Source organism: Chryseobacterium sp. WLY505 (assembly GCF_030846215.1).
GTDB lineage: Bacteria > Bacteroidota > Bacteroidia > Flavobacteriales > Weeksellaceae > Chryseobacterium.
This window is the reverse complement of record NZ_JAVCWI010000002.1, coordinates 80,116-103,630: the sequence shown is the minus strand read 5'-3', so window position 1 is coordinate 103,630 and position 23,515 is coordinate 80,116. Positions and strand designations below refer to the sequence as shown.

20 protein-coding genes are annotated in these 23,515 nt (G+C 37.1%); 9 read left to right on the top strand and 11 right to left on the bottom strand.

Features of this window, described 5'->3' with window-relative positions; translation table 11 throughout:
• Nucleotides 1-8 precede the first annotated feature (8 nt).
• A complete protein-coding gene (locus RAH34_RS05870; RefSeq protein WP_306595486.1) occupies nt 9-1,535 on the top strand; it encodes a peroxidase, FMP-type in 1,527 nt (508 codons plus the stop codon).
• A 66-nt stretch (nt 1,536-1,601) separates the two neighbouring features.
• Here the strand turns inward: RAH34_RS05870 and RAH34_RS05865 are convergent, their stop codons facing one another.
• The 5 genes from RAH34_RS05865 to gndA form a co-directional block, all read right to left on the bottom strand.
• The gene (locus tag RAH34_RS05865) at nt 1,602-2,240 is read right to left on the bottom strand and encodes a TetR/AcrR family transcriptional regulator (RefSeq protein ID WP_306595485.1); all 639 of its coding nucleotides are present in this window, start codon (nt 2,238-2,240) and stop codon (nt 1,602-1,604) included.
• Nucleotides 2,241-2,955: 715 nt separating this feature from the next.
• Nucleotides 2,956-3,594, bottom strand: coding sequence for a TetR/AcrR family transcriptional regulator (locus RAH34_RS05860; protein WP_114822635.1), 639 nt, complete (start codon nt 3,592-3,594; stop codon nt 2,956-2,958).
• Between the two features lie 692 nt (nt 3,595-4,286).
• On the bottom strand, nt 4,287-4,997 hold the full coding sequence (gene pgl, locus RAH34_RS05855) for a 6-phosphogluconolactonase (protein ID WP_114822634.1): 711 nt from the start codon (nt 4,995-4,997) through the stop codon (nt 4,287-4,289).
• A gap of 27 nt (nt 4,998-5,024) precedes the next feature.
• On the bottom strand, nt 5,025-6,506 hold the full coding sequence (gene zwf, locus RAH34_RS05850; RefSeq protein ID WP_114822638.1) for a glucose-6-phosphate dehydrogenase: 1,482 nt from the start codon (nt 6,504-6,506) through the stop codon (nt 5,025-5,027).
• A 13-nt stretch (nt 6,507-6,519) separates the two neighbouring features.
• A complete protein-coding gene (gene gndA / locus RAH34_RS05845) occupies nt 6,520-7,938 on the bottom strand; it encodes an NADP-dependent phosphogluconate dehydrogenase (protein ID WP_306595484.1) in 1,419 nt (472 codons plus the stop codon).
• 252 nt (nt 7,939-8,190) lie between these two features.
• Here gndA and RAH34_RS05840 point away from each other — a divergent pair, with 252 nt between their 5' ends.
• Nucleotides 8,191-8,550, top strand: coding sequence for a hypothetical protein (locus tag RAH34_RS05840; RefSeq protein WP_034696561.1), 360 nt, complete (start codon nt 8,191-8,193; stop codon nt 8,548-8,550).
• A 162-nt stretch (nt 8,551-8,712) separates the two neighbouring features.
• On the opposite strand, the gene RAH34_RS05835 is transcribed toward RAH34_RS05840, so the two are convergent.
• A complete protein-coding gene (locus RAH34_RS05835) occupies nt 8,713-9,474 on the bottom strand; it encodes a response regulator transcription factor (RefSeq protein WP_306595483.1) in 762 nt (253 codons plus the stop codon).
• A 671-nt stretch (nt 9,475-10,145) separates the two neighbouring features.
• On the opposite strand from RAH34_RS05835, the gene RAH34_RS05830 reads away from it, so the two are divergent.
• The 3 genes from RAH34_RS05830 (at nt 10,146) to RAH34_RS05820 (ending at nt 13,836) form a co-directional block, all read left to right on the top strand.
• Nucleotides 10,146-12,944 (top strand): T9SS type B sorting domain-containing protein, encoded by a 2,799-nt coding sequence (locus tag RAH34_RS05830; RefSeq protein ID WP_306595482.1) that lies wholly within the window; start codon nt 10,146-10,148, stop codon nt 12,942-12,944.
• 50 nt (nt 12,945-12,994) lie between these two features.
• On the top strand, nt 12,995-13,432 hold the full coding sequence (locus RAH34_RS05825) for a hypothetical protein (RefSeq protein WP_162800986.1): 438 nt from the start codon (nt 12,995-12,997) through the stop codon (nt 13,430-13,432).
• 158 nt (nt 13,433-13,590) lie between these two features.
• Entirely contained in the window at nt 13,591-13,836 is a 246-nt protein-coding gene (locus tag RAH34_RS05820) for a T9SS type A sorting domain-containing protein (RefSeq protein WP_114822629.1), read from the top strand.
• 66 nt (nt 13,837-13,902) lie between these two features.
• Here the strand turns inward: RAH34_RS05820 and RAH34_RS05815 are convergent, their stop codons facing one another.
• Together RAH34_RS05815 and RAH34_RS05810 are read right to left on the bottom strand one after the other, a co-directional pair.
• Nucleotides 13,903-15,069: an iron-containing alcohol dehydrogenase gene (locus RAH34_RS05815; protein ID WP_306595481.1), complete on the bottom strand. Its 1,167-nt coding sequence runs from the start codon at nt 15,067-15,069 to the stop codon at nt 13,903-13,905.
• 67 nt (nt 15,070-15,136) lie between these two features.
• Nucleotides 15,137-16,012, bottom strand: a complete 876-nt coding sequence (locus RAH34_RS05810; RefSeq protein WP_306595480.1) for a helix-turn-helix domain-containing protein — start codon at nt 16,010-16,012, stop codon at nt 15,137-15,139.
• 240 nt (nt 16,013-16,252) lie between these two features.
• Here RAH34_RS05810 and RAH34_RS05805 point away from each other — a divergent pair, with 240 nt between their 5' ends.
• The 4 genes from RAH34_RS05805 (at nt 16,253) to RAH34_RS05790 (ending at nt 19,831) form a co-directional block, all read left to right on the top strand.
• A complete protein-coding gene (locus RAH34_RS05805; protein WP_306595479.1) occupies nt 16,253-16,840 on the top strand; it encodes a TetR/AcrR family transcriptional regulator in 588 nt (195 codons plus the stop codon).
• 102 nt (nt 16,841-16,942) lie between these two features.
• The gene (locus RAH34_RS05800) at nt 16,943-17,749 is read left to right on the top strand and encodes an SDR family NAD(P)-dependent oxidoreductase (RefSeq protein ID WP_306595478.1); all 807 of its coding nucleotides are present in this window, start codon (nt 16,943-16,945) and stop codon (nt 17,747-17,749) included.
• Between the two features lie 276 nt (nt 17,750-18,025).
• Nucleotides 18,026-19,324, top strand: coding sequence for an epoxide hydrolase family protein (locus RAH34_RS05795; protein ID WP_306595477.1), 1,299 nt, complete (start codon nt 18,026-18,028; stop codon nt 19,322-19,324).
• Nucleotides 19,325-19,372: 48 nt separating this feature from the next.
• Complete coding sequence (locus RAH34_RS05790) at nt 19,373-19,831, top strand: organic hydroperoxide resistance protein (RefSeq protein ID WP_306595476.1); 459 nt, start codon at nt 19,373-19,375, stop codon at nt 19,829-19,831.
• Between the two features lie 110 nt (nt 19,832-19,941).
• On the opposite strand, the gene RAH34_RS05785 is transcribed toward RAH34_RS05790, so the two are convergent.
• The 3 genes from RAH34_RS05785 to RAH34_RS05775 form a co-directional block, all read right to left on the bottom strand.
• Nucleotides 19,942-20,511: a hypothetical protein gene (locus tag RAH34_RS05785; protein ID WP_114822623.1), complete on the bottom strand. Its 570-nt coding sequence runs from the start codon at nt 20,509-20,511 to the stop codon at nt 19,942-19,944.
• A 204-nt stretch (nt 20,512-20,715) separates the two neighbouring features.
• Nucleotides 20,716-22,515: a POTRA domain-containing protein gene (locus RAH34_RS05780; RefSeq protein WP_306595475.1), complete on the bottom strand. Its 1,800-nt coding sequence runs from the start codon at nt 22,513-22,515 to the stop codon at nt 20,716-20,718.
• Between the two features lie 294 nt (nt 22,516-22,809).
• Entirely contained in the window at nt 22,810-23,217 is a 408-nt protein-coding gene (locus RAH34_RS05775) for a 5-fold beta-flower protein (RefSeq protein WP_306595474.1), read from the bottom strand.
• Nucleotides 23,218-23,515: the final 298 nt, after the last annotated feature.

Genomic DNA, 23,515 nt, shown 5'->3' with positions numbered 1-23,515 from the left:
GATATATCATGCTTAAAAGAAAAAAAGAAAGTCCGGAAGCAGGAGGGGAACAGTTATTCCGCAAAATGCCGGGTCAGAAGGAAGTTAATCTGGCTGAAGTAATGGACGGATATTCAAAACTTCTTATTGATGATCCGGTGAGACCGTTCAGAGAAGACAACCTGCAGGCCATTGAAAACAATGTTGATTATGGAGTTCTGGCTGCACTGGATGGCACCTGGGTAAGCTATAATGTCAATTACAATAAAGATATTCCAAAATCATCATTAGCAAGCGGAGTACATACTACGATTATGCCTTCACCCGGAACCAATCCGGGGACGATACCTGGAAAATTCGCTTTTACCAGTGAAGAATATATTGAGAAACTGACATTTTCCATCGTTCCCGGAGGAGTACGTAATCGTGGTGGTGCCAGTGAACTTTTCTGCGGAGCAGTTAAATACGAACAAAGCATTAAAAGTGTTAATGCTATACCAGAACAGGAGGCCCTGAAATATACACCTATCCACGAAGAAAACGGAATGTACCTATGGCTGAGTGATGTCTATAACCATGCAGCTACGAAAGAATCTATTGAAAGAGACCGTGGTATTCACGCCATTTCAACAGAGGATGCTAAATACGGATATACCGGCGAGTATAGAGATGAGCCTTTGCTAAGGATAACACCGGACGGAGAAGCCAATCCTCAATATGTTCTTCAAAGCCAGCTACAGCCGGGACAGCCTTATTATGAAATTATTCCGGCACAGGAAATAAAGCCGGGAGCAGGGCTTGATGGTCCTTATTTTATCCCGGACTACTCTATCTCAAGAAGCGGTGTTATTCCTCATGGAAGTACCATTACTTTGCTTGGAGATATCATTCCTCAAAATAAAGATAAAAAAACGTACTATTTAATTGAAGGTTCTCCCCAGTTTCCTTACGGTAAAGAGGCATGGGAAACCAATCATCTTTCCATTTCACGTACCATGGGTAATGCAGGAGTAACTCCTCAGGAAATCATTGATCTTGATCAACCAGCACCAGAGTGGGTTCATCAAACTCTAGACGACAAGAATGATGAGGGTTCAAACAAAATTTATACCCAGAGAATACTGGCTGATAATTTGTATCCTTACTCTGTACGGCCTGATCTGAGATTAAGAGATACATTAAGAGGTCAACACGTCAGCAATCATGTTCATGTGAGAATGTCTTCCAAAATGAAAACCGGAGCGCAGGGAGGTGTTTTGAATGTCCCGTTTGTCAATCGTTTTGTTCCGACTGTTGAAGTGGATATGGATATGTGGATAGAAACAGTACTTGAGGATGGAAAAGAGATTCTCCAGCTTCAATATGAGCAAATCGTATTCTTTGAATTTGATTTCGGGAACGATGGAGGAACTACAAGCTGGCCTCACATCCAGGTCAACACTCTTCGTAAGATCCAGGATATTCCTGAGGACCAGAGAAAGATTATTGAAGAACAATTCTTTAGTACTGACGGACATTCCGGTACAGTTTCCGGCTGTCCTTATCATAAAGGATAAACTGGCATAAGTATCATAAAAAAGGAGGCAGTAATTTGCCTCTTTTTTTATGTTCTTTATAATAGATTAAAGATTGTCGTGGGTCTGTTCTACCATGAAAGATATTGCCTTTTTGATTTTTTCCCGTCCTTCAGGAGTATTGGTATCTATACCACAGAATATACTGCCGTTCAGAGAAGAAAACATATTGAGGTAGTATAGTCCTGAAACCATGATGGCCATAATAGAACGGTAAGTATCCATTTTATCTTTGAAGCGGGATTCCATCAATAATTTGAAGATATATTCTCCATTTTCTTCCTGAGTGTCAATCAGTTTTTTTAATGATTTCCGGGGTTCAGAAATAGTCCACAACAATAGTTTTTGAGCTTCTTTATTGGCATATACGTAGTCAAATTGTGAAAGAAGCATATGCTCTATAAATTCTCTGCCTCCATCTTCAAGATTAGGCTTCATCTTTTCCACTTCCTCGCTGGTTACTTTTACCCAGACATCCTGTGTACGAACATATTCGTCCATGAGACCATCCATTCCTCCAAAATAGGTGTAGATCATTTTCTTATCTACCCCGGCAGTAGCAGCGATATCATTAATCTTCAACCCTGCATGTCCCTTCGTTTTCAGTATTTTTCCAACGGCATCCAAAAACTTTTTTTTGCTGCGTTCTTTATTCCTAATACTACCTGATGCTGACTTTCTTTCCATGACTAATCATTCAATATACAAGTTTAAGAAATTTTTTTATTATTTTAGACACCATACAGTGTCTAATTTGATCTATTTGTATATCTTTGCACAAACTAAAACCATTCTCAATATAAAACACGATTGAAGTTGAAAAATTAAAAACTATTCAGATTGTATCGTTAGTTCCCTCAGTTTAAAATATTTCGAACATCAACGACTGAGGTAAAAACACAACTACCAGCATCATTTTTGTATAATGGTGCTGTTTTTATTTAAAAAAATGGTTTGATATTTAATAAAATACTTTTCTACAGATTTTTTTTATCAGTTTTACTTTTACACTGAGAAGCACCGTCATTGGTAAAGACATCTTCTTCTCTTTTCTATGAATTTAACTGATCAATCGGTATTGATAAAGAGAAATTTTTACACTTATTGCAAAATTTAATACACTGAATTTCAAAATATTAAACAAAAACAAGAAAAATTTTATTATTTTAAACACTTTACAGTGTCTTATTTTATATATTTGTACAAACTAAAACCAACTATATATTTTAAAACACTATTAGGTTGAAAAATAAGACAATCCAAATTGTATTATTGAGTTCCCTTACTTTAAGACAATTTCGAATACGAAACAACTAAGGAAGAAACACAACTTATAGACAGACCATTAGATTTCTAATGGTTTTGTTTTTTGTATTGAAATTCAATTTTCAAAAATAAGGATTTACAGGTTTTCGTAGGTATGGTGCAACATGAAAGAAATTGCTTTCTTGATTTTATCACGTCCTTTAGGGCTGTCAACATCTATTCCGCAGAAAATACTTCCATTTACGGCAGCATACATGTTCAGATAATAAAGCCCTGAAACCATAATCGCCATAATAGAGCGTACCTGTTCAGCATTCTCTTTAAAATGGGAATCCATCAAAAGTTTGAAAATATATTCTCCGTTTTCTTCCTGGGTTTCTGTAAGTTTTTTTAAAGATTTACGAGGTTCTGATAAGCGCCAAAGAAGCAGTTTTTGTGCTTCTTTGCTGGAGTAAACATAGTCAAATTGGGATAAAAGCATTCCTTCCATGAAAGATCTCCCTCCATCATCCAGTTTGGGTTTTATTTTTTCAATTTCTTCAATCGTTACTTTGCTCCAGTAATCCTGTGTGCGGATATACTCATCAATCAAACCGTCTATTCCCCCGAAATACGAATAAATCATTTTCTTATCAACTCCGGCTGTAGCAGCAATACTATTCACTTTCAAGGCAGTATATCCTTTTGTTCTCAGTATTTTTCCAACCGCGTCCAAAAATTTTTTTTTACTGCGTTCCTTGTTCCGGATACTTCCTGCTACAGACTTTCTTTCCATGGTAAACTTTCAATCGTACAAGTTTATGAATTTTTTTTCATTTTAGACACTTTTTAGTGTCTAAATTTATATATTTGCAGAAACTAATAACCATTTTATATAAACAGACAATCAGAGTTGTGAGGTTGAGTGAGATCAGATTGCACCGTTAGTTCCCTCAGTATAAATATTTACTATTCAATACTGAGGTAAAACATTACTTCAGCAGCATCATTACGGATGTAATGGTGTTGCTTTTAGTAATGATGATATTTTTAGCGGTCGCCTATCATGCTGTCGTTTTTTACATACCTCAATCTACTTTTTACAATTTTATTATTCTCTTATAATGCTGTATGCGAAAGGGTTTTCTTGAGGTTCCAAATTGCTGATCAAAATATTTTTCATTTTTTTAAAAAATTAGACACTACGTAGTGTCTTATTTTGTATATTTGCTTCAAACTAATAACCATTTTACATAGAAACACTATTTGAGTTGGAAAAATTAAAAGTTTCGAACAAAAAGCAACTAAGGTAAAAACACTAAATGCAGCAGCGTCATGAATTCTCTAATGATGCTGTTTTCATTTAGCAGATCTTATTTTCGATGTAATCTACAGAAAATTGTATTTACCGGGAATCCGGTAATAGAATAGTTGATATGAAGAGAGACTGCCCAAGGACAGTCTCTTATTTTTTAAGATTGAAGTATATTAACCTCTGGCTTTTTCGTCTGTAAAAAACTGAAAGCCCTCCTTCTTCTCAATAAGCTGCATTGGATATAATGAAGGATTATATTCACCATTCAGAACTTCATTCAGCGCATGTTTTTTGGATTCACCAAATGCAATAGCGAGAATATGACCGGCATTATTGATAATAGGTGCAGTTAACGTAATTCTGAACATTTCCTGAGGCTTAAGATAATAGGCAGAAACCCATTTTTCTTTTTCATTTAAAACTTCTTCCCCAGGAAATAATGAAGCTGTATGACCATCATCTCCCATTCCAAGCAGGATAAAATCAAAAATACCTTCGTCACCAAGAACAGTTCTGATCTGCTGTTCATACGCTTTAGCATAATCCTCAGGACTTATTCCGTCAGCATACATGGGAAAGACGTGGTTTTCAGGTACCGGAACGTGATTGAGAAGTGCTTCATCTGTCATTCGGAAGTTGCTTTTATCATCGTTCAACGGAACCCATCTCTCATCTACCCAAAAAAAGTAGACTTTGCTCCAGTCAATCTGTTCTTTATATTCCGGTGTTGCCAAAAGCTTGAAAATGGCTTTGGGAGAAGAACCTCCACTTAATGCAACCACAAAACGGCCATTTTTCAGAATAGATTTTTTTGAAAGGTCAACAAATGTGTCTGCTGCCTTTGTGTACAGTTTTTCCAGATCGTCAAATACTGTAATATTCATTGTCTGTTTGTTTAAAATTATATTGTTTTATACCCAGCTGTGCCCTTGTCTTTCTACCAAAGCATTAACGTCTTCCGGTCCCCAGCTTCCTGCTTTGTAATTCGGGAAAGAAAGGTCTTTATTATTTTCCCAGGCTTCCTGTATGGTGGTAACCACATCCCAGGCTTCTTCCACCTGATCGGAACGCATAAATAAAGTCAGATCCCCTAAAAGAGCATCCTGCAGCAGGGTTTCATAAGCTTCCGGAGTATCTTCCTGACAGGCAAAATTATCAAAAATCATTTCTGCTGGCTTCAGATCAAGTGTCAGCCCCGGTTTTTTGGTCATGAACTGTAATCTGATATCCATCATCGGCTGAATATTAATAATCAACCTGTTGGCTGATAAAAGATGTGGACTGTCTGAGAAGGTTGAGTGAGGAAGTGGTTTAAACTGGATGGTAATGTAAGAATGCTTTTCTTTCATTTTCTTTCCGGTACGCACATAGAAAGGAACATCCTGCCATCTTTCGTTATCCAGATAGAACTTGATTGCAGCAAAAGTTTCCGTATTGGAATCTGAAGCAATTCCGTCTTCCTGGCGGTAGCCTTTCACTTCCACTCCATTGATAGTTCCTTTTCCATATTGTCCTCTTACCGCATAATGATCAACCTGATCGGAAGATATTCTACGGATTGATTTCAGAACATCTACTTTCCGGTCTCTGATTTCACCAGACTGCAATGAAGCCGGTGGTTCCATAGCCACCATACAAAGGATCTGCAACAGGTGATTCTGAATCATATCCCTTAATGCTCCTGTCTGTTCATAAAAAGCGCCTCTAGTCTCTACCCCAACTTCTTCCGCAACGGTAATCTGTACCGATTCAATATATTTATGATCCCATAAAGGTTCAAAAATTGAATTTCCAAACCTGAATGCCAATATATTCTGCACCGTTTCTTTCCCAAGATAATGATCAATACGATAGATCTGTTCTTCTTCAAAAGTTTTAGCCAAAAGACTGTTCAGTTCTATCGCTGACTGTTTATTATGACCAAAAGGTTTTTCAATAATAATACGGTCTTTTTTCGGATCAGAAGCTAATGAAGTCGTTTTGATATGATTGGATATCGTGGCAATAAAATTGGGTCCGATCGATAGGTAAAACAATCTGTTCGCTCTTATTCCATACACGGAGTCAAAATCCTGCAATTTTTGCTGTAAATTCTGATAAGAACTTTCTTCATCCAATTGATGCTGGAAGTAAGTAATATGAGCCTGAAATCCTGCCCAGTCTTCAGAAGTCACTTTTTTTCTGGAAAAGCTCTCGAGGTTTTCTTTGATATAATTTCTGAAATTTTCGTTGGTATTTTCTGCCCTTCCCAATGCTACAATATTGAAGCCTTTGGGCATTCTGCCATCGATATATAAGTTATAAAATGCCGGAAAAAGTTTTCTTTTTGCCAGATCTCCTGTAGCACCAAAAATAACGATAGTTGTTGGCTGCAAGATTCTATTTTGATTCATTTCTTCCGAATTTTTAATTGTTTGCACTCTGCCAAGAAGTATGAAAAACTCCTTCTCTGTCAATACGCTGATACGTGTGAGCTCCGAAATAATCACGTTGAGCCTGGATCAGATTCACAGGAAGAGATTCTGTGGTATAAGCATCAAAATATCCTAAAGCAGTCTGGATTCCCAAACTTGAAATTCCGTTAGTAACGGCATATCCGGCTGTTTTTCTTAAGGCTTTGATTTTTGATTTTACCAGTTCAGAAATATCGTGATCAAGTAGAATATTAGAAAGATTAGGGTTTTCGGTATACGCTGAATAGAATTTTTCCAGCAATACAGAACGGATAATACATCCTCCTCTCCAGATTTTCACAACATCTTTCAATGGAATTTCAAAACCATATTCTTCAGATGCTTTTACCAGTAAAGATAAACCTTGTGCATAGCTGATTAAGGTAGAAAGGAAAAGAGCGTCGCCCACTTCCCTGATGAACAATTCTGTATTTTCCGGCTTTATAATTTCGCTTTCCGTGTAGATTTTTGAAGCCTGAATTCTTTCGTTTTTATAAGCAGATAAAATTCTTGAAGTTACAGCAATATCAATGGTAGGAATAGAAACTCCTATTTCCATAGCCTGCTCAGAAGTCCATTTCCCTGTTCCTTTCGCTCCTGCTTTATCTAAAATATGATCTACAAGGTAACCATCTGTTAATGAATCCTTCTGAGTAAAGATATCTCTGGTAATTTCAATAAGGAAAGAGTTCATTTCTCCATTATTCCATTCTTTGAAAACCTGATAGAGCTGTTCATTATTTAAACCCGCTCCTCTTTTAAGAAGATCATAAGCTTCACTGATAAGCTGCATAATAGCATATTCAATACCGTTGTGTACCATTTTCACATAGTTCCCGGCAGATCCTTTTCCCATGTATGCTGTACATGCTTCGTTGTCTACTTTTGCAGCAATGGCTTCCAGCATTGGTTTCAGAAGTTTGAACGCTTCCAGATCACCTCCCGGCATTATACTTGGACCTGTTCTGGCTCCTTTTTCACCTCCTGACACTCCCATTCCCATAAAATGGAGTTTTTTGGATGCCAGATCAGCAACACGTCTGTTGGTATCTTCAAAATAAGAATTTCCTGCATCAATCACGATATCGCCTTCGCTTAAAAGTGGGGTAATATTTTCCAGCACAGCATCTACAGGTTTTCCTGCAGGAACCATAAGAATAATTTTTCTTGGAACTTCCAGTGCGGATACGAAATCTTCTAAAGAGCCTGTACCTTTCACCTTCATTTCTGAAGCAGCTCCGCCTTCTAATTCTTTCACTTTTTCCTGATCAAGGTCGAATCCTGCGATTAAAAACCCGTTGTCAGCGATATTATAAAGCAGATTTCGCCCCATTACTCCAAGGCCAACCATTCCATAACTATATCTTTCCATTATATTGGTATTAATATGAATTTTGTTATACAGAGAATAAAATTACGCAAATGCCTATTATGAAAAAAATAAAAGGAAATAAAAAGTTGAGAGTACATTTGTTTTTCCCTTATTTACAAGCCTCTAATATTCACATTTTCATATGATTTTGAGTTTGCAGAATAAAATTCAATCATTAATATGGGAATGATCTATTAAAACAGTCTGTTTTTTGGCATAATTAAACTTATATTTGCCAAAATTTATAAAGTAATGAACTATAAACTTGAACTCAACACTCAGGAGCCTAATTCTAAAATCGTTTTTAATAATATCATATTTGATTCGTTCAAGATTAATATAGTTGAAAGATATATCGGGTCAATGAAGGCTCGTCCTACATTATGCGAGGTTTTATTTAAAGTAAGAACTTTAGATAATGTCATTATCAACAGAAAAGATGGTAATATAAGAGTAAAGATAAAGGGTGATGATTTTGAAACGTATCAGAAATTATCCAGAGACCTGAACTCTTATGAATACAAAAACAAACTGATTAACAGAAAAGAGGTAGAACAGAATTATGTTCATTTCATCCTGAGTTTAGTAATCACAAATTATCAGCTTAATTAAGCTGTTCCGGACATTCTCCTTCTACCATTGTGCAGAGGGAGAATGCCCGGAAAAACAATACACAGAAAGCAAACGGTTTTTAATTAAAAACTATACGTTATACTGAGCATTCTATTTGGATTCTCAGCGATTTCGGCCTGGAAGTATTTAAAAAAGTACAGTTTAAATCAAGTTATTCGTTATTACATAGGATATTGCTTCGATGATATTCTTCACTCCGATTCTTTCAAACAATTTGCTCCTGTGAAACTTTATGGTACTTGGTGACACAAACAATTGTTCTGCAATTTCTTCTATTTTTAATCCCTGAAGGTAAAGCCGTATTATTTCGATTTCCCTTATTTTTAGTGTAACTTTAGATTCTTCTGTCCATTTTTCGGTTAAGAGGTTAAATTTCCAGTAGATTTCTGAAGTATTGGATATAATCCTGATATTTCCCGCATTTCTATTCAGGGAATAAGATACTACACAGACTACTTTTGAAATTTCACCATGATTATCAATCTCAATAGGTGTGATCCTGTGATTCACAAGTACATCTACACTATTGATATGTTTCAGATGAAAATCATAAGTAATTGTGTGCGCTTTTTTCTCTTCCAGAGAAAGGCATTCAAAAAATTTAAGCCCGTAAATATTTACTTTTCTTAAAATTTCAAGATCTTCCAGCCTCGCATATTTCCGAAAAAAATTATATCCCAGTTTTTCAACTTCAGTAGAATTCAGACCTGATAAAAGAAGCGGGTTTTCCGAAATAAACTCTAATTTCTTTGTTTTAAGATCTGCTATATAGATAGACCCCTGACTGTTGCCCGAGACTGCTTTAAGGACATTATAATAGTGGTCCTGTGTTTCCCTTTTTTCAGAAACTGATAAGCCCGACGCATTCTTCCTGGCATCCAATGATTTTATTTTATCACTCATGTTTTTTGCTAATAGGCGTGAAAAACCATTTTTTCTATTGATTATTTTTTGCAAACATATTCAAATTGGTTTAAATAAAAAACCTATCTAAACTTAATTATAATTAAACTTAAGTTCAGAAAACAATTGTTTCAATAGTAAAAAACCAATTAAATCTGAAATCCATTGCGCTTTTAGCATTGAAAGTATTTTTTCTGTATCATATACACATAAAAACAGAATTAATTTGGAAATTAAATAATAAAAAACCTTAAATGAAATCAGGTATTCTCTTTACTGAAAGTGTTTTATCATAGGTCTTATTTAATTTAATTCATTAAACTTTGATTTAAAACTAGACGAAAGTATAGTCAATTTGTATTTTTATTAAATTATTTTTACTCAGTAATAAAATGGAAACTGCCATAAGAAAAGTATAAAAATTAAATAAATCTTAACCTATTAAAAACATTCAATTAACAGGCATACAGGTGAACGATGCGGTATCAAAAGTATCCAACATCACTCATCTGCCTCTAAGATTCCTTCTTATTTTTTCTGATCATCCAATAAATACTTTTTTTACAATTCATAAAAAATTAATAAAGGAGTCATAATCATTTTTTGAAAAAGAATTCGTAATTTTTAGAACGAAAATTTAACAATGCATGAAAAGTTTTATATTTTGTTTAATGTTCCTTATATTGGGTCTACCTCTTTCGGCACAAAGAGATACAGACCATTGGTTTGCACCTTATTACGGGTCTGTAAATTATACGCAGGCACTCTATCTTTCTACCGATTCTGCAACCCCTTTTGTTGTTACAATTAACAATAATAACATCCCGATTGGTAATGTCACCATCAGTAAAGGGTCTCCTCAGATCTTTGTAGTGCCGGCTAGTATCATAGCAGCTAATGTGGCTTCAAATGCATTCACTACTATCACTAAAGGTTTATATGTACATGGAAGCAAGCCATTTTACTGTTCATTAAGAATGGTAAGCGGCACTGTACACGCTGAAATTATAACAAGCAAAGGAAAAGCCGGGATCGGCAAAGAATTTTTTGTAGCCGCAACTCCTACTACCTCATCACTTAACATATTTAACTTCTCAGCAGGCATATTGGCAACAGAGAATAATACAGTTATCACTGCTACATGGAATGGAAATGTAACATTCTTTGGAGGAACACCTGCCACCCATTCGCAAACAATTACTCTCAATAAAGGACAGTCTTTTATTTTCGCAGGAGGTGCTGGAATAGGAGGTCAAAACATATCGGCTTTTATTGGAGCTAAAATTGTTTCTGATAAGCCGATTACCCTTACCAACGGAAATATCAATGGAAATTTTGGAGACAACACCAGCATGGGATCTGATGCGGTTCTTGATCAGTCTGTACCTACGGATAGACTTGGGAGTACTTTTGCCATGGTGAGAACAAGATCTACCAATCCGGATCTTGAAGGTGGTATCATCATAGGAACTGAAAACAATACCCAAATATTTATCAACGGTTCCAACACTCCTGTCGCTACAATAAACAGTGGGGAATTTTACAGAGTTTCAGGAAGCAACTATGTACAGCAGGGAAATTCCGGACACTTCAATATGTTTATTACGACTTCAAAAAATGTCTATTTATATCAGTTGGTTTCTGTAAATAACAGCAGTGCAACGTGTGGGTTCAACTACATTCCGCCATTGAACTGTTTTTTACCCCGAAAAATTGATGAAATCGGGAAGATCAATGAAATGCCAACAGGACAGGGAGTAACAAGCACTGTCCCAACCGGAACTATTGTAAAACTGAATATTTTAACGGAAACCGGAGCCAATGTGATGGTAAACGGCATTACTCCCACCGCCGCACAAGGACCTTTCCCATTGACAGGAAACAGCAGCTGGGTAACATATGCCATCCCATCTATCACCGGAAATGTAACCGTGGTTTCTGATAAAGCTGTAACAGCAGGTATTAACGGGGGTTACAGCACATCCGGATATGGAGGTTATTTTGCAGGCTTCTCTTCTATCCCACTGATTTCAAAAAAAACCGGTGATTGTATTCCGGGCATTGTATTGGAAGTAAATGACAGCTACGACACCTACCAATGGTTTCTCAACGGAAATCCTATTAGCGGAGCCACTACCAATACACATACTCCACTGGCTGCAGGGAATTATACAGTGAAAATTGCAGTAAGCACTTGTCCACCGGCAACTACCCCTGTCTATAAAGTATACACATGTCTTCAGGAATCTGCAAAGGCGATTACTGTTTGCGAAGGAAACATTACTATCGTACCGGAATTTACCAATTCTACCCAAACTTATGTTCCGAGTACAGTAACGATTATTACCCCTCCAACAAACGGTACTGCTACCATTGATGCAGCGGGAGTGATTAATTATGTTCCCAACTTCGGTTATCTGGGTACTGATACTATTGTTTATAAATTTTGCGGAAATGACCCGGATTTTACAGATTGTGAACGGGTAACTGTAACATTAACAGTTTCTGAAAGCCCAATCGTAAAAGATGCAGCTTTAAGATCATGTTTTCTGCCATCTGATCCGTTGCTTGGGATATTTGATTTAACATCGGCAGGCGTTAATGTACAACCAGGAATTACCAAGCAGTACTATCCATCTCCCACTGATGCGCATAACGGGACAAACGAAATTCTGAATCCAGCCAATTACACTGCTCCGAACGGCGTTGTTTATATTAAGGTGAGCAATGCCAGCGGATGTTATAAGATTGCAGAAGTAACCCTTACAGTTATTCCCCCTAGCTTCTCAGAAGCATTAAAGGACAAAATCATCTGTATGGAAAATACAACTACATTAGATGCAGGACCAGGTTATACTTCTTACGAATGGAGTACAGGAGCGACAACGCAATCCATCAAGAATGTAGGAGTTGGGGCCTACTGGGTAGATCTGAAAACCAGAGAATGTACCACCAGACAAACTGTGAAGGTGTATGCTTCTGAAAACCCTGTTATTTCAGATGTTACCATTAACAATAATATGGTTACCTTAGATGTAATTGCAGGAACAGCACCTTATCAATATTCTATGGACAATATCAACTGGCAGAGTGAAAACATATTTACCAATATATCCCGCGGAAGCCATACTTTCTATGTAAGGGATTCGTATAACTGCGTTCCTGTGCAGATAGAAGTTACTGTTCCTAATCTGATTAACATCATCACTCCTAATGGTGACGGAATCAATGACGTACTTGATTATTCTGCTTTGGCAAATAAAAATAATTTCTCATTCGGTATCTATGACAGATATGGAAGCAGAATTCATGTAGGAAGTAAATCAAACGGATTCAAATGGGACGGAACTATGGACGGTAAAAAAGAACCTACAGGAACTTACTGGTTTGAAATGGGCTGGAATGAGAACAACACAACGCAAACTCCAATAAAATATACCGGATGGATCGTAGTAAAAAACAGGAACTAACACCAATCTTTCAAAGTAAAACATCCAACATTTAAACCTCTATTTTTGTTATGAAAAAGTTACTATCTCTACTCTTCATTACTACTTCATTATTAATTTGGGGCCAGAAAAGCAACACCATACAATTTGCGGTGTACAATGATGCTATTGGAACTGCCAGCATGTTTAACCTTTACAAAAGCAGTATTGAAAAATTAAATGTTTTTAAAACCAAAGCAAGCCTGCCTTCTCGTTTAAAGAAGTTTGACTACCTGGCTGACAACGGTTTAATAGAGATTACTTTTAAAAAAAATGAAGGCTATCCTGATAGTTTGTCGCTGGAAATGATTAATGAGCAGAGCAATCTTCCTAAAGACAGACCTGTGTTTATAGAAGGATATCAATTTAACGACACCACTACTCGGATCTACAGTGAAATGATCACCAACATTGAACTTAAAGATTGTAGCGGATTGCAGTGTATCCATATTTCCACCATAAGAAATTAACCACTGGTTTTTAATCGGGAATTAATTTTACTACAGGGACTATTTCGAAAGGAAATAGTCTCTTTTTTATTTCATTAATTGGGAAAACCATACATAAATATCCATATCACCGGGAATACTCAGTTTTTTTTTCAGATTGTATTCTGGGAACTGCGGATATGAAGGTACAGCCTGAGCTTACATTTTACCCTAATCCTGTGAAAGATTTCTGTTACCTCAAAAGTAAAGAGAAAATAAAGGACATTATGGTTTATGATATGGCTCAAAGAAAGCTTTCTGACCGGAAAAACCTTCATGTCTATGATATACAATTAGATTTTTCAACTTATAGTAAAGGCGTTTACATGATCAGTATTCTTTATGAAAACGATCGTAGGGAAAGCATTAAAATCATGGTTAAATAAATGCAAAAAGAGAACTCGTCTGAGTTCTCTTTTTTGTTGTATTATGAGGTAATCATTTACAAAAAACTAGCCTGCAACCACTTTTTCTGCATATACCACACCTTCATAACAGGCATTGTAAATTGCTTTCAACTCTTCCAAAACAGGCACTCTCGGATTGAAACCTGTACAAGGGTCTGCTAAAGCGTTGGCTGCAATATAATCAAGATTTTTATCCCAATCTTCCCTTGAGATTCCGAAATCTTTGATCGCTGACTGATTGTTGACTTCAGAACGTAAAGTCTCAATAGCCTGAGCCAGTTCTTCGGTAGTTTCCTTCCCAATTACTCTTGCCAGATCAGGATAACGTTCTGTAGCCATAGCATTATAACGGATAACATTCGGAAGGAAAATAGCATTTGAAGCTCCGTGAGGAATTCCATACAATGCTCCTACCTGGTGAGAAAGAGAGTGAACGATACCCAACCATGCATTGTTGAAGGCTAAACCAGCCATAAATGAGGCATCATGCATATTCTGGCGGGCCTGGATATTATTGGGATTTTCTACCGCTTCTTTAAGATTATCAAAAACAATCTCCAAACCACCTTTAGATAAAGCATCTGCGATATTATTGTCAATATTTGAAACATACGCTTCAACACAATGTGTCAGTGCATCAAGTCCTGTATTAGAGGTCACATGAGCCGGCATTGACGCGCAGATTTCGCCGTCAATAATAGCAATATCCGGTGTCAGTTCGTAAGAAACAACAGGATATTTCACCCCTTTCTCTCTATCGGTAATCACTGCCAGTCCGGTAGTTTCAGTTCCTGTACCACTGGTAGAAGGAATGGCAATAAACTTAGCTTTATTTCTCAAAACCGGAACGGTGAAAGGTTTAATCAAAGCATCAAACTCTACGTCAGGATATTCGTAAAACACCCACATAATTTTCGCAGCATCAATGGCGGAACATCCTCCTAATCCGATAATCCAGTCTGGCTGGAAGGTATTCATGATTTCTGCGCCTTTAAGACATGTTGCTGATGAAGGGTCTTCCTCTACTCCTTCGAAAATCTGTGTTTCGATTCCGGCTTCATTAAGATAAGCTATCGCTTTGTCAAGAGTTCCGCTTTTTCTCATGGAACTTCCTCCTGTTACAATAACTGCTTTTTTTCCTTTGATATTTTTTAATTCATCAAGACTTCCCGCACCGTGGAAGACTTCGCCTGCAATAAATAATTTGCTCATTTTTCTTATCTGATTTTAATGATACAAAATTAGACAAGCCTTCACAAGCCATGTTATACAAACGAGACTATGCGTTATACATTTGCGCCAGTTCCTGTTGAAGCTCGGTGGGAGTTTCTTTGAGTTTTGCTTTGACAAACTTATTGAGAGCAGATGGAGAATTAAATCCCAGATCAAAAGCAATTTCCTTGTGGGAAAGATCTGAAAACATCAGCTGACGTTTAATTTCCGTTAAAATACGGTTATGGATGGCCTGAATAGCTGTCTCTCCACAATGTTTTTTGGTGATAGAATTTAATTTTTTAGTGGTAATAGCCAATTCTTCTGCATAATACTGAACAGTTCTGTATTGTTTGTAATGTTCATTCAACAACTTTTTAAACCTTACATACATGGGCTGGTCAGCAGTTTTTTCATGCAAAACGGGGTGCAGCCCGTGAATAGATTCAATAAGCCCAAGGAGAACAATTTTAATATAAAATCTGGCCTGTTCCTTCCTGATAAGGGTTGGCTGTTCGTAAATGTCTTGAATGATTGAAGTATTGCGTAAACTTTGTTCAAAGTCTTCCTGCGAAAGCACCGTACAGTTGAGATGTGTAGAAAGATTAACATTATAGGTGCTCAGTTCATTTTTCAGAATGTCAGAACAAAACAGTATTTCTTCAAACAGAATAATCTTCCCGATGAGATCTTCGCTGCAATCTGCCACAAAATGTACCTGTTCCGGAAATATCACCGAGATTTTCCCGGCTTTCATCCAATGCATTTTATCTTCAATACAAACCTGAAGCTTTCCCTGTTCTACAATAAAAATACAGAAATGGTCTTTTTTGTGAGGTTTTACATATTGGGCCAAATGGTCTTTATTCAAATCAAAAACCCGAAAAGATAGATTTTTATCTTCCTGTTTCTGAATATTTTTTTTAATCTCCAGTTTCTTCATAATTCCTTTTAGCACAGCAAATGTAGGATTAAAAAACTTATTGGCTATCAATACAGCACATCAAAATCATACTATCACAGGATGTTGCACTAAGCATATTCGGATAATGGATTCAATGGTATATTTCACATCTATCAGACCAGGGAGAAGATTATTTTGGTATTTCCTATAAAAAATATCAAATAAATTTTGCTTTTATGACCAATCGGTCATATATTTGCATCATTATTGGGTAGTATTATGGCCAAAGGTGAAGAAACCAGACAGTTCATTATAGAAAAAGCAGCTCCTATTTTTAATACAAAAGGGATTGCGGCTACTTCTATGAGTGATATTATGGAGGCCACCAAGTTGTCTAAGGGCAGTATGTATGTTCATTTCGAGAATAAAGATGTACTTGCCTGTGCAGCTGTTGAGCACAATATGAAAATGCTGACGGAAAGACTTCAGAGAGCTTTAAGCCCGTACAAAACTTCTAAAGAGCAGTTATTCGCTTATATTGATTTTTTTAGTGATCCCAACCATCCACCGGTTGCAGGAGGCTGTCCTTTGTTGAATTTCGGAACAGAAGCTGATGACACCAATCCTGTGGTAAAGGAAAAGGTAAACCGTGCCATTAAACAGGGACAGGAATTGCTTTCCGGTATTATAGAAAAAGGAATTTCCAATAAAGAATTCAGGGCAGACTGGAATCCGGCAGATTTTGCAACGGTTTTATTTGCAATGCTTGAAGGCGGTCACCTGATGGCAAGAATGTCCGGTAATAATGATAGAATGGAAGTTATCGCAAGCAATCTGAAAAAAATGATTGAAGAAAACAGTGTGTAATTTTTTTTACCCAAAATATGACCGATCGGTCATTTAAATGTAAACATAAAATTTTTTAAAAAATATAATCATAACAATCAAATCAATTAAAAAAACAGAACAATGTCAAAAACAGTTTTAATTACAGGAGCATCAAAAGGTTTTGGAAAAGCATGGGCAGAAGCTTTTTTAGCAAAAGGATACAAAGTGGCAGCAACAGCCAGAAATGTAGAAACACTTAATGATTTAAAAGAAAAATATGGTGATTCCGTATTGCCTTTAACCTTAGATGTAGATAAAAGAGAAGAATCATTATCAGCAGTTCAGAAAGTACATCAACACTTCGGCAGCATTGATATTCTGATCAATAATGCAGGATATGCATTAACGGGTGCGGTGGAAGAAACCAACGAACAGGAAGCAAGAGCACAGTTTGAAACGAATTTCTTTGGAACTTTATGGCTTACACAGGCGGTACTTCCCATCATGAGAGATCAGAAAAGTGGTCATATCATCCAGGTTTCTTCTATTTTAGGATTGGCCACTTTGCCAACCATGGGACTTTACAATGCGTCTAAGTTTGCACTGGAAGGCTTAAGTGAAACTTTAGCAACGGAAGTAAAAGGCTTTGGAATCCATGTAACGTTGGTAGAGCCCAATGGCTATGCTTCCAATATCTGGCATACAGGAATTAATACGCAAAGCAATCCGGTTTACGATGGTGTTAAAAAGGCTTTCTCAGAATCTGAAACTTCTTTTGGTGACGTAGCAGCTACAGCTCCGGCATTGATAAAGTTAGCAGAAACTGAAAATCCTCCATTGCGTCTATTGCTGGGAAAAGTAGCACTTCCTTTTGTAAAACAGAATTACGAGCAGCGTCTTAAAGTCTGGGAAGAATGGAATGATGTATCTGTAGAAGCTCACGGATAACATCAAAAAGAATGTTTTCACAAAATAAGCTCCGTTTTATAGAAGAACGGAGCTTATTCTTTATCCTTTTTTGAGACCAGCAACTCACTCACTTTTCTTAGCATTACTTTTCATCTGCTTCATATTGATGCTGTTTTCCTGTTCGCCCACCTCAATGTCTGTTTCACTGTGAAATATGACTACTTGAACAAATTACTCATTTCTCATGGGCTTCCATGAGCATAATTTTGTCTCATCAAAAAGAAAAACAGATCTAAAATCTAATACAAAAAAGCAATGAAAACAACAATTTCAACCATCCTTTTATTAGCAACTTTTACTTTAGGTACACCTGCTATTTCTAAAGCACAAAAAAACGAGACTGCTACTCTATCATCAAAAAATGACATCAGTATCCGCCCTTTCCGCATCAGTATTCCGCAATCTCAACTGGATGATCTTAAAAAACGTATTTCTGAAACCCGGTTCCCGGATAAAGAGACCGTGAAAGATGCTTCCCAGGGAATTCAGCTTGAACAGTTAAAAGAACTGATCACCTATTGGGGCAACGGATACGACTGGAGAAAAGTGGAAAATAAGCTGAATGCTCTTCCGCAGTTCGTAACCAATATTGACGGACTTGATATTCAGTTTATCCATGTACGTTCAAAGGAGTCTAATGCAATGCCTGTGATTCTTACCCATGGCTGGCCGGGTTCTCCGCTGGAATTTATCAATGCCATAGATCCTTTAACTGATCCTGTAAAATACGGAGGTAAAGCGAGTGATGCTTTTGATGTAATTATACCGGCTATTCCGGGATATGGTTTTTCAGAAATTCCAACTGAACTGGGCTGGAATCCGGACCGTGTTGCGCTTGCCTGGGATGTACTGATGAAAAGACTCGGCTACAAAAAATATGTTTCTGAAGGGGGTGACCATGGCTCTGTTATCTCTGATGCTTTGGCTAAACAGGCTCCTTCAGGTCTTCTAGGAATTCATCTCACAATGCCTGCAACCATTCCAGCCGAGCTTGTAAAGCCAATCAATGCCGGTGATCCTGCGCCATCAGGACTTTCTGTTTCAGAAGCAAAAGCATACAATGCAATGAGTACATTCTTTGGAAGAAATGCAGCTTATGGAGGAATGATGGTTACCCGTCCACAGACCACAGGATATCTGCTTTCCGATTCTCCAACAGCGTTAGCAGCATTCCTGTACGAAAAGATTGCAGAATGGAGTGAAAGTGATCTTCATCCTGAGAATATCATTGGCCGTGATGCTATCCTTGATGATATTACCCTTTACTGGCTTACCAATACCGGAGCGTCTTCTTCACGCTTCTATTGGGAAAACAACAAGAATAATTTCAGTGCTGAGGCACAGAAGACAAAAGACATTAAAGTTCCTGTAGCTATTTCGGTATTTCCTCACGAAATTTATCAGGCTCCGGAAAGCTGGTCGAAGCAGGCATATCCTACCTTATATTATTATCATAAAGCTTCGAAAGGCGGACATTTTGCAGCCTGGGAACAGCCACAGGTCTTTACAGAAGAGCTTAGAGCAGCTTTCAAAGATTTAAGAAAAAAACTTTAACAATCATAGGATCAATCAACAGAATCGTTTAATCTAAATAATAAAAATATGGAATTAAATACCATTCAGGAAGTAGAAAATACAACCGTTATCAATATCAGTAAAGTGTTGTATTCGGGGAATGTCATTGTGACCGGAGGCCGTAACGGAGAAGCAAAAAGCAGCGACGGCAAACTTAGTATTGAATTAACCTCTCCCGGTTCAAAGGGAAACGGAACCAATCCGGAACAGCTATTGGCAGCAGGATGGTCGGCATGTTTTATCGGTGCGATGCATTTAGGTGCGGTAAAAATGGGAGTTACCCTTCCTCCGGACTTATCTGTCAATACCTCTGTAGATCTGGCCACCAATGATGATGGATTTTTCCTGCAGGCCCATTTACAGGTACTTTTACCGGGGTTTGCCATAGACGAAGCCAGAAAAGTTGTGGAAACAGCCCATGCAACATGTCCTTATTCAAAAGCGACCCGTGGAAATATTAATGTCAAAATAGATGTAGTAGTTTAGTTTTCAGAGTGTGATTACATTTTGATTATAACCTTCCCTGCCAAAAGCAAGGAAGGTTTCTATTGTCTTGAAATCTGCATGATGCAATTAGCCTGGATACAAAAGTATGTCTATTTAGCAGCTGTCGTAATCTTATTAAATGCATAAGGCACGACTCCGATTCCCAGGGTCAGTAAAACACCAACGAGATCATTCAGGTTGGGAAAATCACTTACATCAAAATAGTTCCAGGTGGCAAAAGTAGTGAGAACACAAGCCAGGCCTACAGAAACCAGCCCGCTTATAAATGCAAGAAAACGGCTTACACTCGTATTAGCTTTTGAGGTATTGGGATCTTCACCGTTGTCAGCTGTTGCGTCAGCGGCCTCCATTGCCTGCTGGCTTTCAGTAGAAGCAGATAAAAAAGCCACTCTTTGTTTTGTTCTTTCTACTTCCATCTGAACATTCGCATCCTTATCCAGAAGAAGATCTTTTAAAGATACTTTATCTTTTTTCAGCTTAAGAAATACAATACATGTAATAAAAAGAAAGAGCAAAATTGGAGAAAAGGCAATCCACTTTTCAGCATCGGTTATAGGAATTGCTTTTGGCACACACGGTGTTTCCCCGGTTGGGTTTGCATACATACCGACAGGCGTAAAAAGTGCTGTCCATAATAAAAGAAAATTCAATGGTTTCATAGTGATTAGTTTTGAAGTTGTTATGATTTGTTGTAAACTCCATTTGAATGTACTTTACAGCATACAGTGTATTACATCACAAATTTTGTGATTATATAACAACCTGTCAATTACCCAAATGGGTAATATTATATCAAAAACAACTCTGATATATGGCCTGAAAGACGAAGTGTTTACAAATCGCCGGGCATCTAATTAACTTTATTAATTTCCAAAATTGACAAAGTGAGGAACATCCGTTGCAAAACTGTTCATTGGTAAAAGATTATTCCTGTTACTGTTAAAATCAAAAACAGAATTATTATCAAAAGGAACACGTGGATAATACATGAAAGAAATCTGAATTCTGTTGAAAACCAGATAGGGATTATTAATTAAAACACCTATTCCGATTTTTGTATTGGCCTTAGTTTTAAACAGTTTATCATCAGGCATTCCGAGCCAGCCCACCGCGGTAGTTAAATAAGGACTGAAATGAAAATTCTTCCAGGTTTTATTAATAAACAATTGCAGCTGATATCTTAACACAATCTTTTTTGTCCCGATATAATCAGAATTATAAACAGGAAATTCGTCTGCGGAAGAAAGGTTGATTCTGTCCTTATACGAGTGGTTATGCTGTGGATTTCCCAGTGCCAGTGTTGGAGAGAAGAAATGTCTTGCTTTGGCAAATTTCCAGTCCATAAGATTGGTAAAATAAGTTCCGTCAAAGCGGAAAGACTCCCTGTTCCGGCTGTCTTCATTAAAAAACCTTCCAAACTGTGCTTTCACGGTGAAGTAGCCCAATTTGGTAAAACGACCGTACGATGCAGAAATCCCGACGTAGGGGTTCACTTCCTTATTTCTTGATAAGCCTCCGCCAATGATGTTTACGGAATTACCGTAAGCAACATCCTCCGGTAAATCATACTGAAAAATATTCTTCTGAACCGAGAAGTTTCTCTGAATAAATCCAACAGACATCAGGAAACTGTTGTAAGAACTGAAATATTTATACCGGTCAATTCCCGGACTGTCTTTGTACTGATAGTTCTGAAATCTTCCTATAATGGCAATATTGCTGGATACCTTCTCACTGGGATCAGATGAAACCGGAATCTGATACCCACCCCAAATATCTTCGCTGTACACCTTAATCTGAACTTCCGGGAAAGTGGTATCCGTTTCTATCGGAAGCAAAACTTTCCGCATAAAATATTCAAATGTAAAACCTCCCGCCCACTTCGTTAAGGGGGAGAAAAAGTCTCTTCTGAGGCTGAAATTAATTCTTTCATTTCTCGAAAAGTCCCGTTCTCCGAGAATCTGGGCGTTGATATAGGTACCAAAAAGATTATAAGTGGTATAGCTTCCCAAGAGGTAATCCTGCTTTTCTTTGGAATCATTTCTGTAAAGGAAATCCAGGGTGTGTCCCAGTCCCAGTACATTCTCTTCAGTCACTCCCAAACCAATTTTACTTCCGGAATAGCTGATTCTCGGCTTCAGACTCCAGGAATCAAGGACCTTTACCACAACATCTACGGAATCTTTACCGGAAGTGCTGTCTGAAACACTGATATTCACTCTGTTGACAAAAGGCATTGTTCTGAGCAAACGTTCAGATTCATAGAGCTTTTGGGCATTGTACTCTTCTCCTTCTTTAAAAAGTAAAAAATTATTGACTGTTGATCTTCTGGTACTGGAATGAAGATGATCCTTTATCCAATCATACCATTTGCCTATTTCCTTACTGTCATTAGAGCCATATCCGAAAGGGTCAATGGTTTCTATCCTGACATTTCTGATAATTTTTTTATCATAAGTCTTTTGCGAAAGTTTTTCAGTATTGGATTTAACAGATGTTGAATCCGGCTCTCTACGAAATATAAGGCGGTGAATGAATTTGGTAACTTTTCTTTTATCAGAAAATTCTTCTATTTTATAATACAGTGAATCTTTTTTCTCCTGTGCATTTAAAAAGAAAAAACCACTTAAAAAGAAAATCAGAGTTAGAGTCGTTCTAGTCATTAGTCATCAAAATTCAATTCAGATTGTAGTATCAATTTATACGCCAATAATGCTTAAACAACTACCACATTTAGGAAATTTTTCTATGTACAGCCCACTTTATTTAACAGGCACATTTTTATTATAGTTTCATCTCAGATGAGATCTAACATTGTTTTTACATTCTTGATATTCCAAGTAAGCCCAGAAATACAACTGTATAAATTACAATTTTTAAAAGAAAAAAGTATTTGTTTTATTAATGTATTACATTCAGATTATAAAATAATAAGCTAAAATCATAAAAAGTTCTTTCTACAGCTTGAAAAAGAAATACACCACGGCAACCCATTCTTTTTTAATACCAGGGGCATAGCCAATGGTACTTCGGCTGGCATTTTCAACGGTTCCGTCGTCTTTAATATACCCTAAAGCAGAGCGGCTGCTGTTTTCTACTGTTCCGTCTTCCTTTACGTAACCTACTGTGGATCGGCTTTTGCTTTCAATAGTTCCGTCGTTCCTGATATAGCCAATCGTAGAGCGGCGGCTGTTTTCGATAGTGCCATCACTTCTGATATAGCCCAGGGTGGAATGACTGCTGTTTTCGATCGTTCCGTCACTCTTAATATATCCTATAGTACTTCGGCTGCTTGATTCAATCGTTTGTGCTTTCGTCAGTACCGTACCTGTTAGAGTGATCATGAAAAGTAGTATTTTTCTCATTTCTTCGTATTTTTAGCCAGGTCCGAGATAAGATTCTCATCTTTCTTTTATCAGTTAAGTTTGAAATGATCTGCCTCTCTATGAAAAGCGCCATTCATCATCTACAACCATCACAATCAGATTACAAGTTACAAAACATTTTTTTCAATCCTTCCAAGAAATTTTTTATTTCATAAGCTGAGTGATAGGTAGCTACTATGATATACCATTATTTTTAATTTAACTAAATAGCGTTTAATGCAAAGACTATTGTTCCATAAATTCTTCAACTGCATTACTCATCAAGTGACATACACAA

Bases quoted from the DNA above. Each gene is read 5' to 3' on its own strand.
- RAH34_RS05870 (WP_306595486.1), top strand. From the start codon at position 9: ATGCTTAAAAGAAAAAAAGAAAGTCCGGAAGCAGGAGGGGAACAGTTA.
- RAH34_RS05865 (WP_306595485.1), bottom strand. From the start codon at position 2,240: ATGGAAAGAAAGTCAGCATCAGGTAGTATTAGGAATAAAGAACGCAGC.
- RAH34_RS05860 (WP_114822635.1), bottom strand. From the start codon at position 3,594: ATGGAAAGAAAGTCTGTAGCAGGAAGTATCCGGAACAAGGAACGCAGT.
- pgl (WP_114822634.1), bottom strand. From the start codon at position 4,997: ATGAATATTACAGTATTTGACGATCTGGAAAAACTGTACACAAAGGCA.
- zwf (WP_114822638.1), bottom strand. From the start codon at position 6,506: ATGAATCAAAATAGAATCTTGCAGCCAACAACTATCGTTATTTTTGGT.
- gndA (WP_306595484.1), bottom strand. From the start codon at position 7,938: ATGGAAAGATATAGTTATGGAATGGTTGGCCTTGGAGTAATGGGGCGA.
- RAH34_RS05840 (WP_034696561.1), top strand. From the start codon at position 8,191: ATGAACTATAAACTTGAACTCAACACTCAGGAGCCTAATTCTAAAATC.
- RAH34_RS05835 (WP_306595483.1), bottom strand. From the start codon at position 9,474: ATGAGTGATAAAATAAAATCATTGGATGCCAGGAAGAATGCGTCGGGC.
- RAH34_RS05830 (WP_306595482.1), top strand. From the start codon at position 10,146: ATGTTCCTTATATTGGGTCTACCTCTTTCGGCACAAAGAGATACAGAC.
- RAH34_RS05825 (WP_162800986.1), top strand. From the start codon at position 12,995: ATGAAAAAGTTACTATCTCTACTCTTCATTACTACTTCATTATTAATT.
- RAH34_RS05820 (WP_114822629.1), top strand. From the start codon at position 13,591: ATGAAGGTACAGCCTGAGCTTACATTTTACCCTAATCCTGTGAAAGAT.
- RAH34_RS05815 (WP_306595481.1), bottom strand. From the start codon at position 15,069: ATGAGCAAATTATTTATTGCAGGCGAAGTCTTCCACGGTGCGGGAAGT.
- RAH34_RS05810 (WP_306595480.1), bottom strand. From the start codon at position 16,012: ATGAAGAAACTGGAGATTAAAAAAAATATTCAGAAACAGGAAGATAAA.
- RAH34_RS05805 (WP_306595479.1), top strand. From the start codon at position 16,253: ATGGCCAAAGGTGAAGAAACCAGACAGTTCATTATAGAAAAAGCAGCT.
- RAH34_RS05800 (WP_306595478.1), top strand. From the start codon at position 16,943: ATGTCAAAAACAGTTTTAATTACAGGAGCATCAAAAGGTTTTGGAAAA.
- RAH34_RS05795 (WP_306595477.1), top strand. From the start codon at position 18,026: ATGAAAACAACAATTTCAACCATCCTTTTATTAGCAACTTTTACTTTA.
- RAH34_RS05790 (WP_306595476.1), top strand. From the start codon at position 19,373: ATGGAATTAAATACCATTCAGGAAGTAGAAAATACAACCGTTATCAAT.
- RAH34_RS05785 (WP_114822623.1), bottom strand. From the start codon at position 20,511: ATGAAACCATTGAATTTTCTTTTATTATGGACAGCACTTTTTACGCCT.
- RAH34_RS05780 (WP_306595475.1), bottom strand. From the start codon at position 22,515: ATGACTAGAACGACTCTAACTCTGATTTTCTTTTTAAGTGGTTTTTTC.
- RAH34_RS05775 (WP_306595474.1), bottom strand. From the start codon at position 23,217: ATGAGAAAAATACTACTTTTCATGATCACTCTAACAGGTACGGTACTG.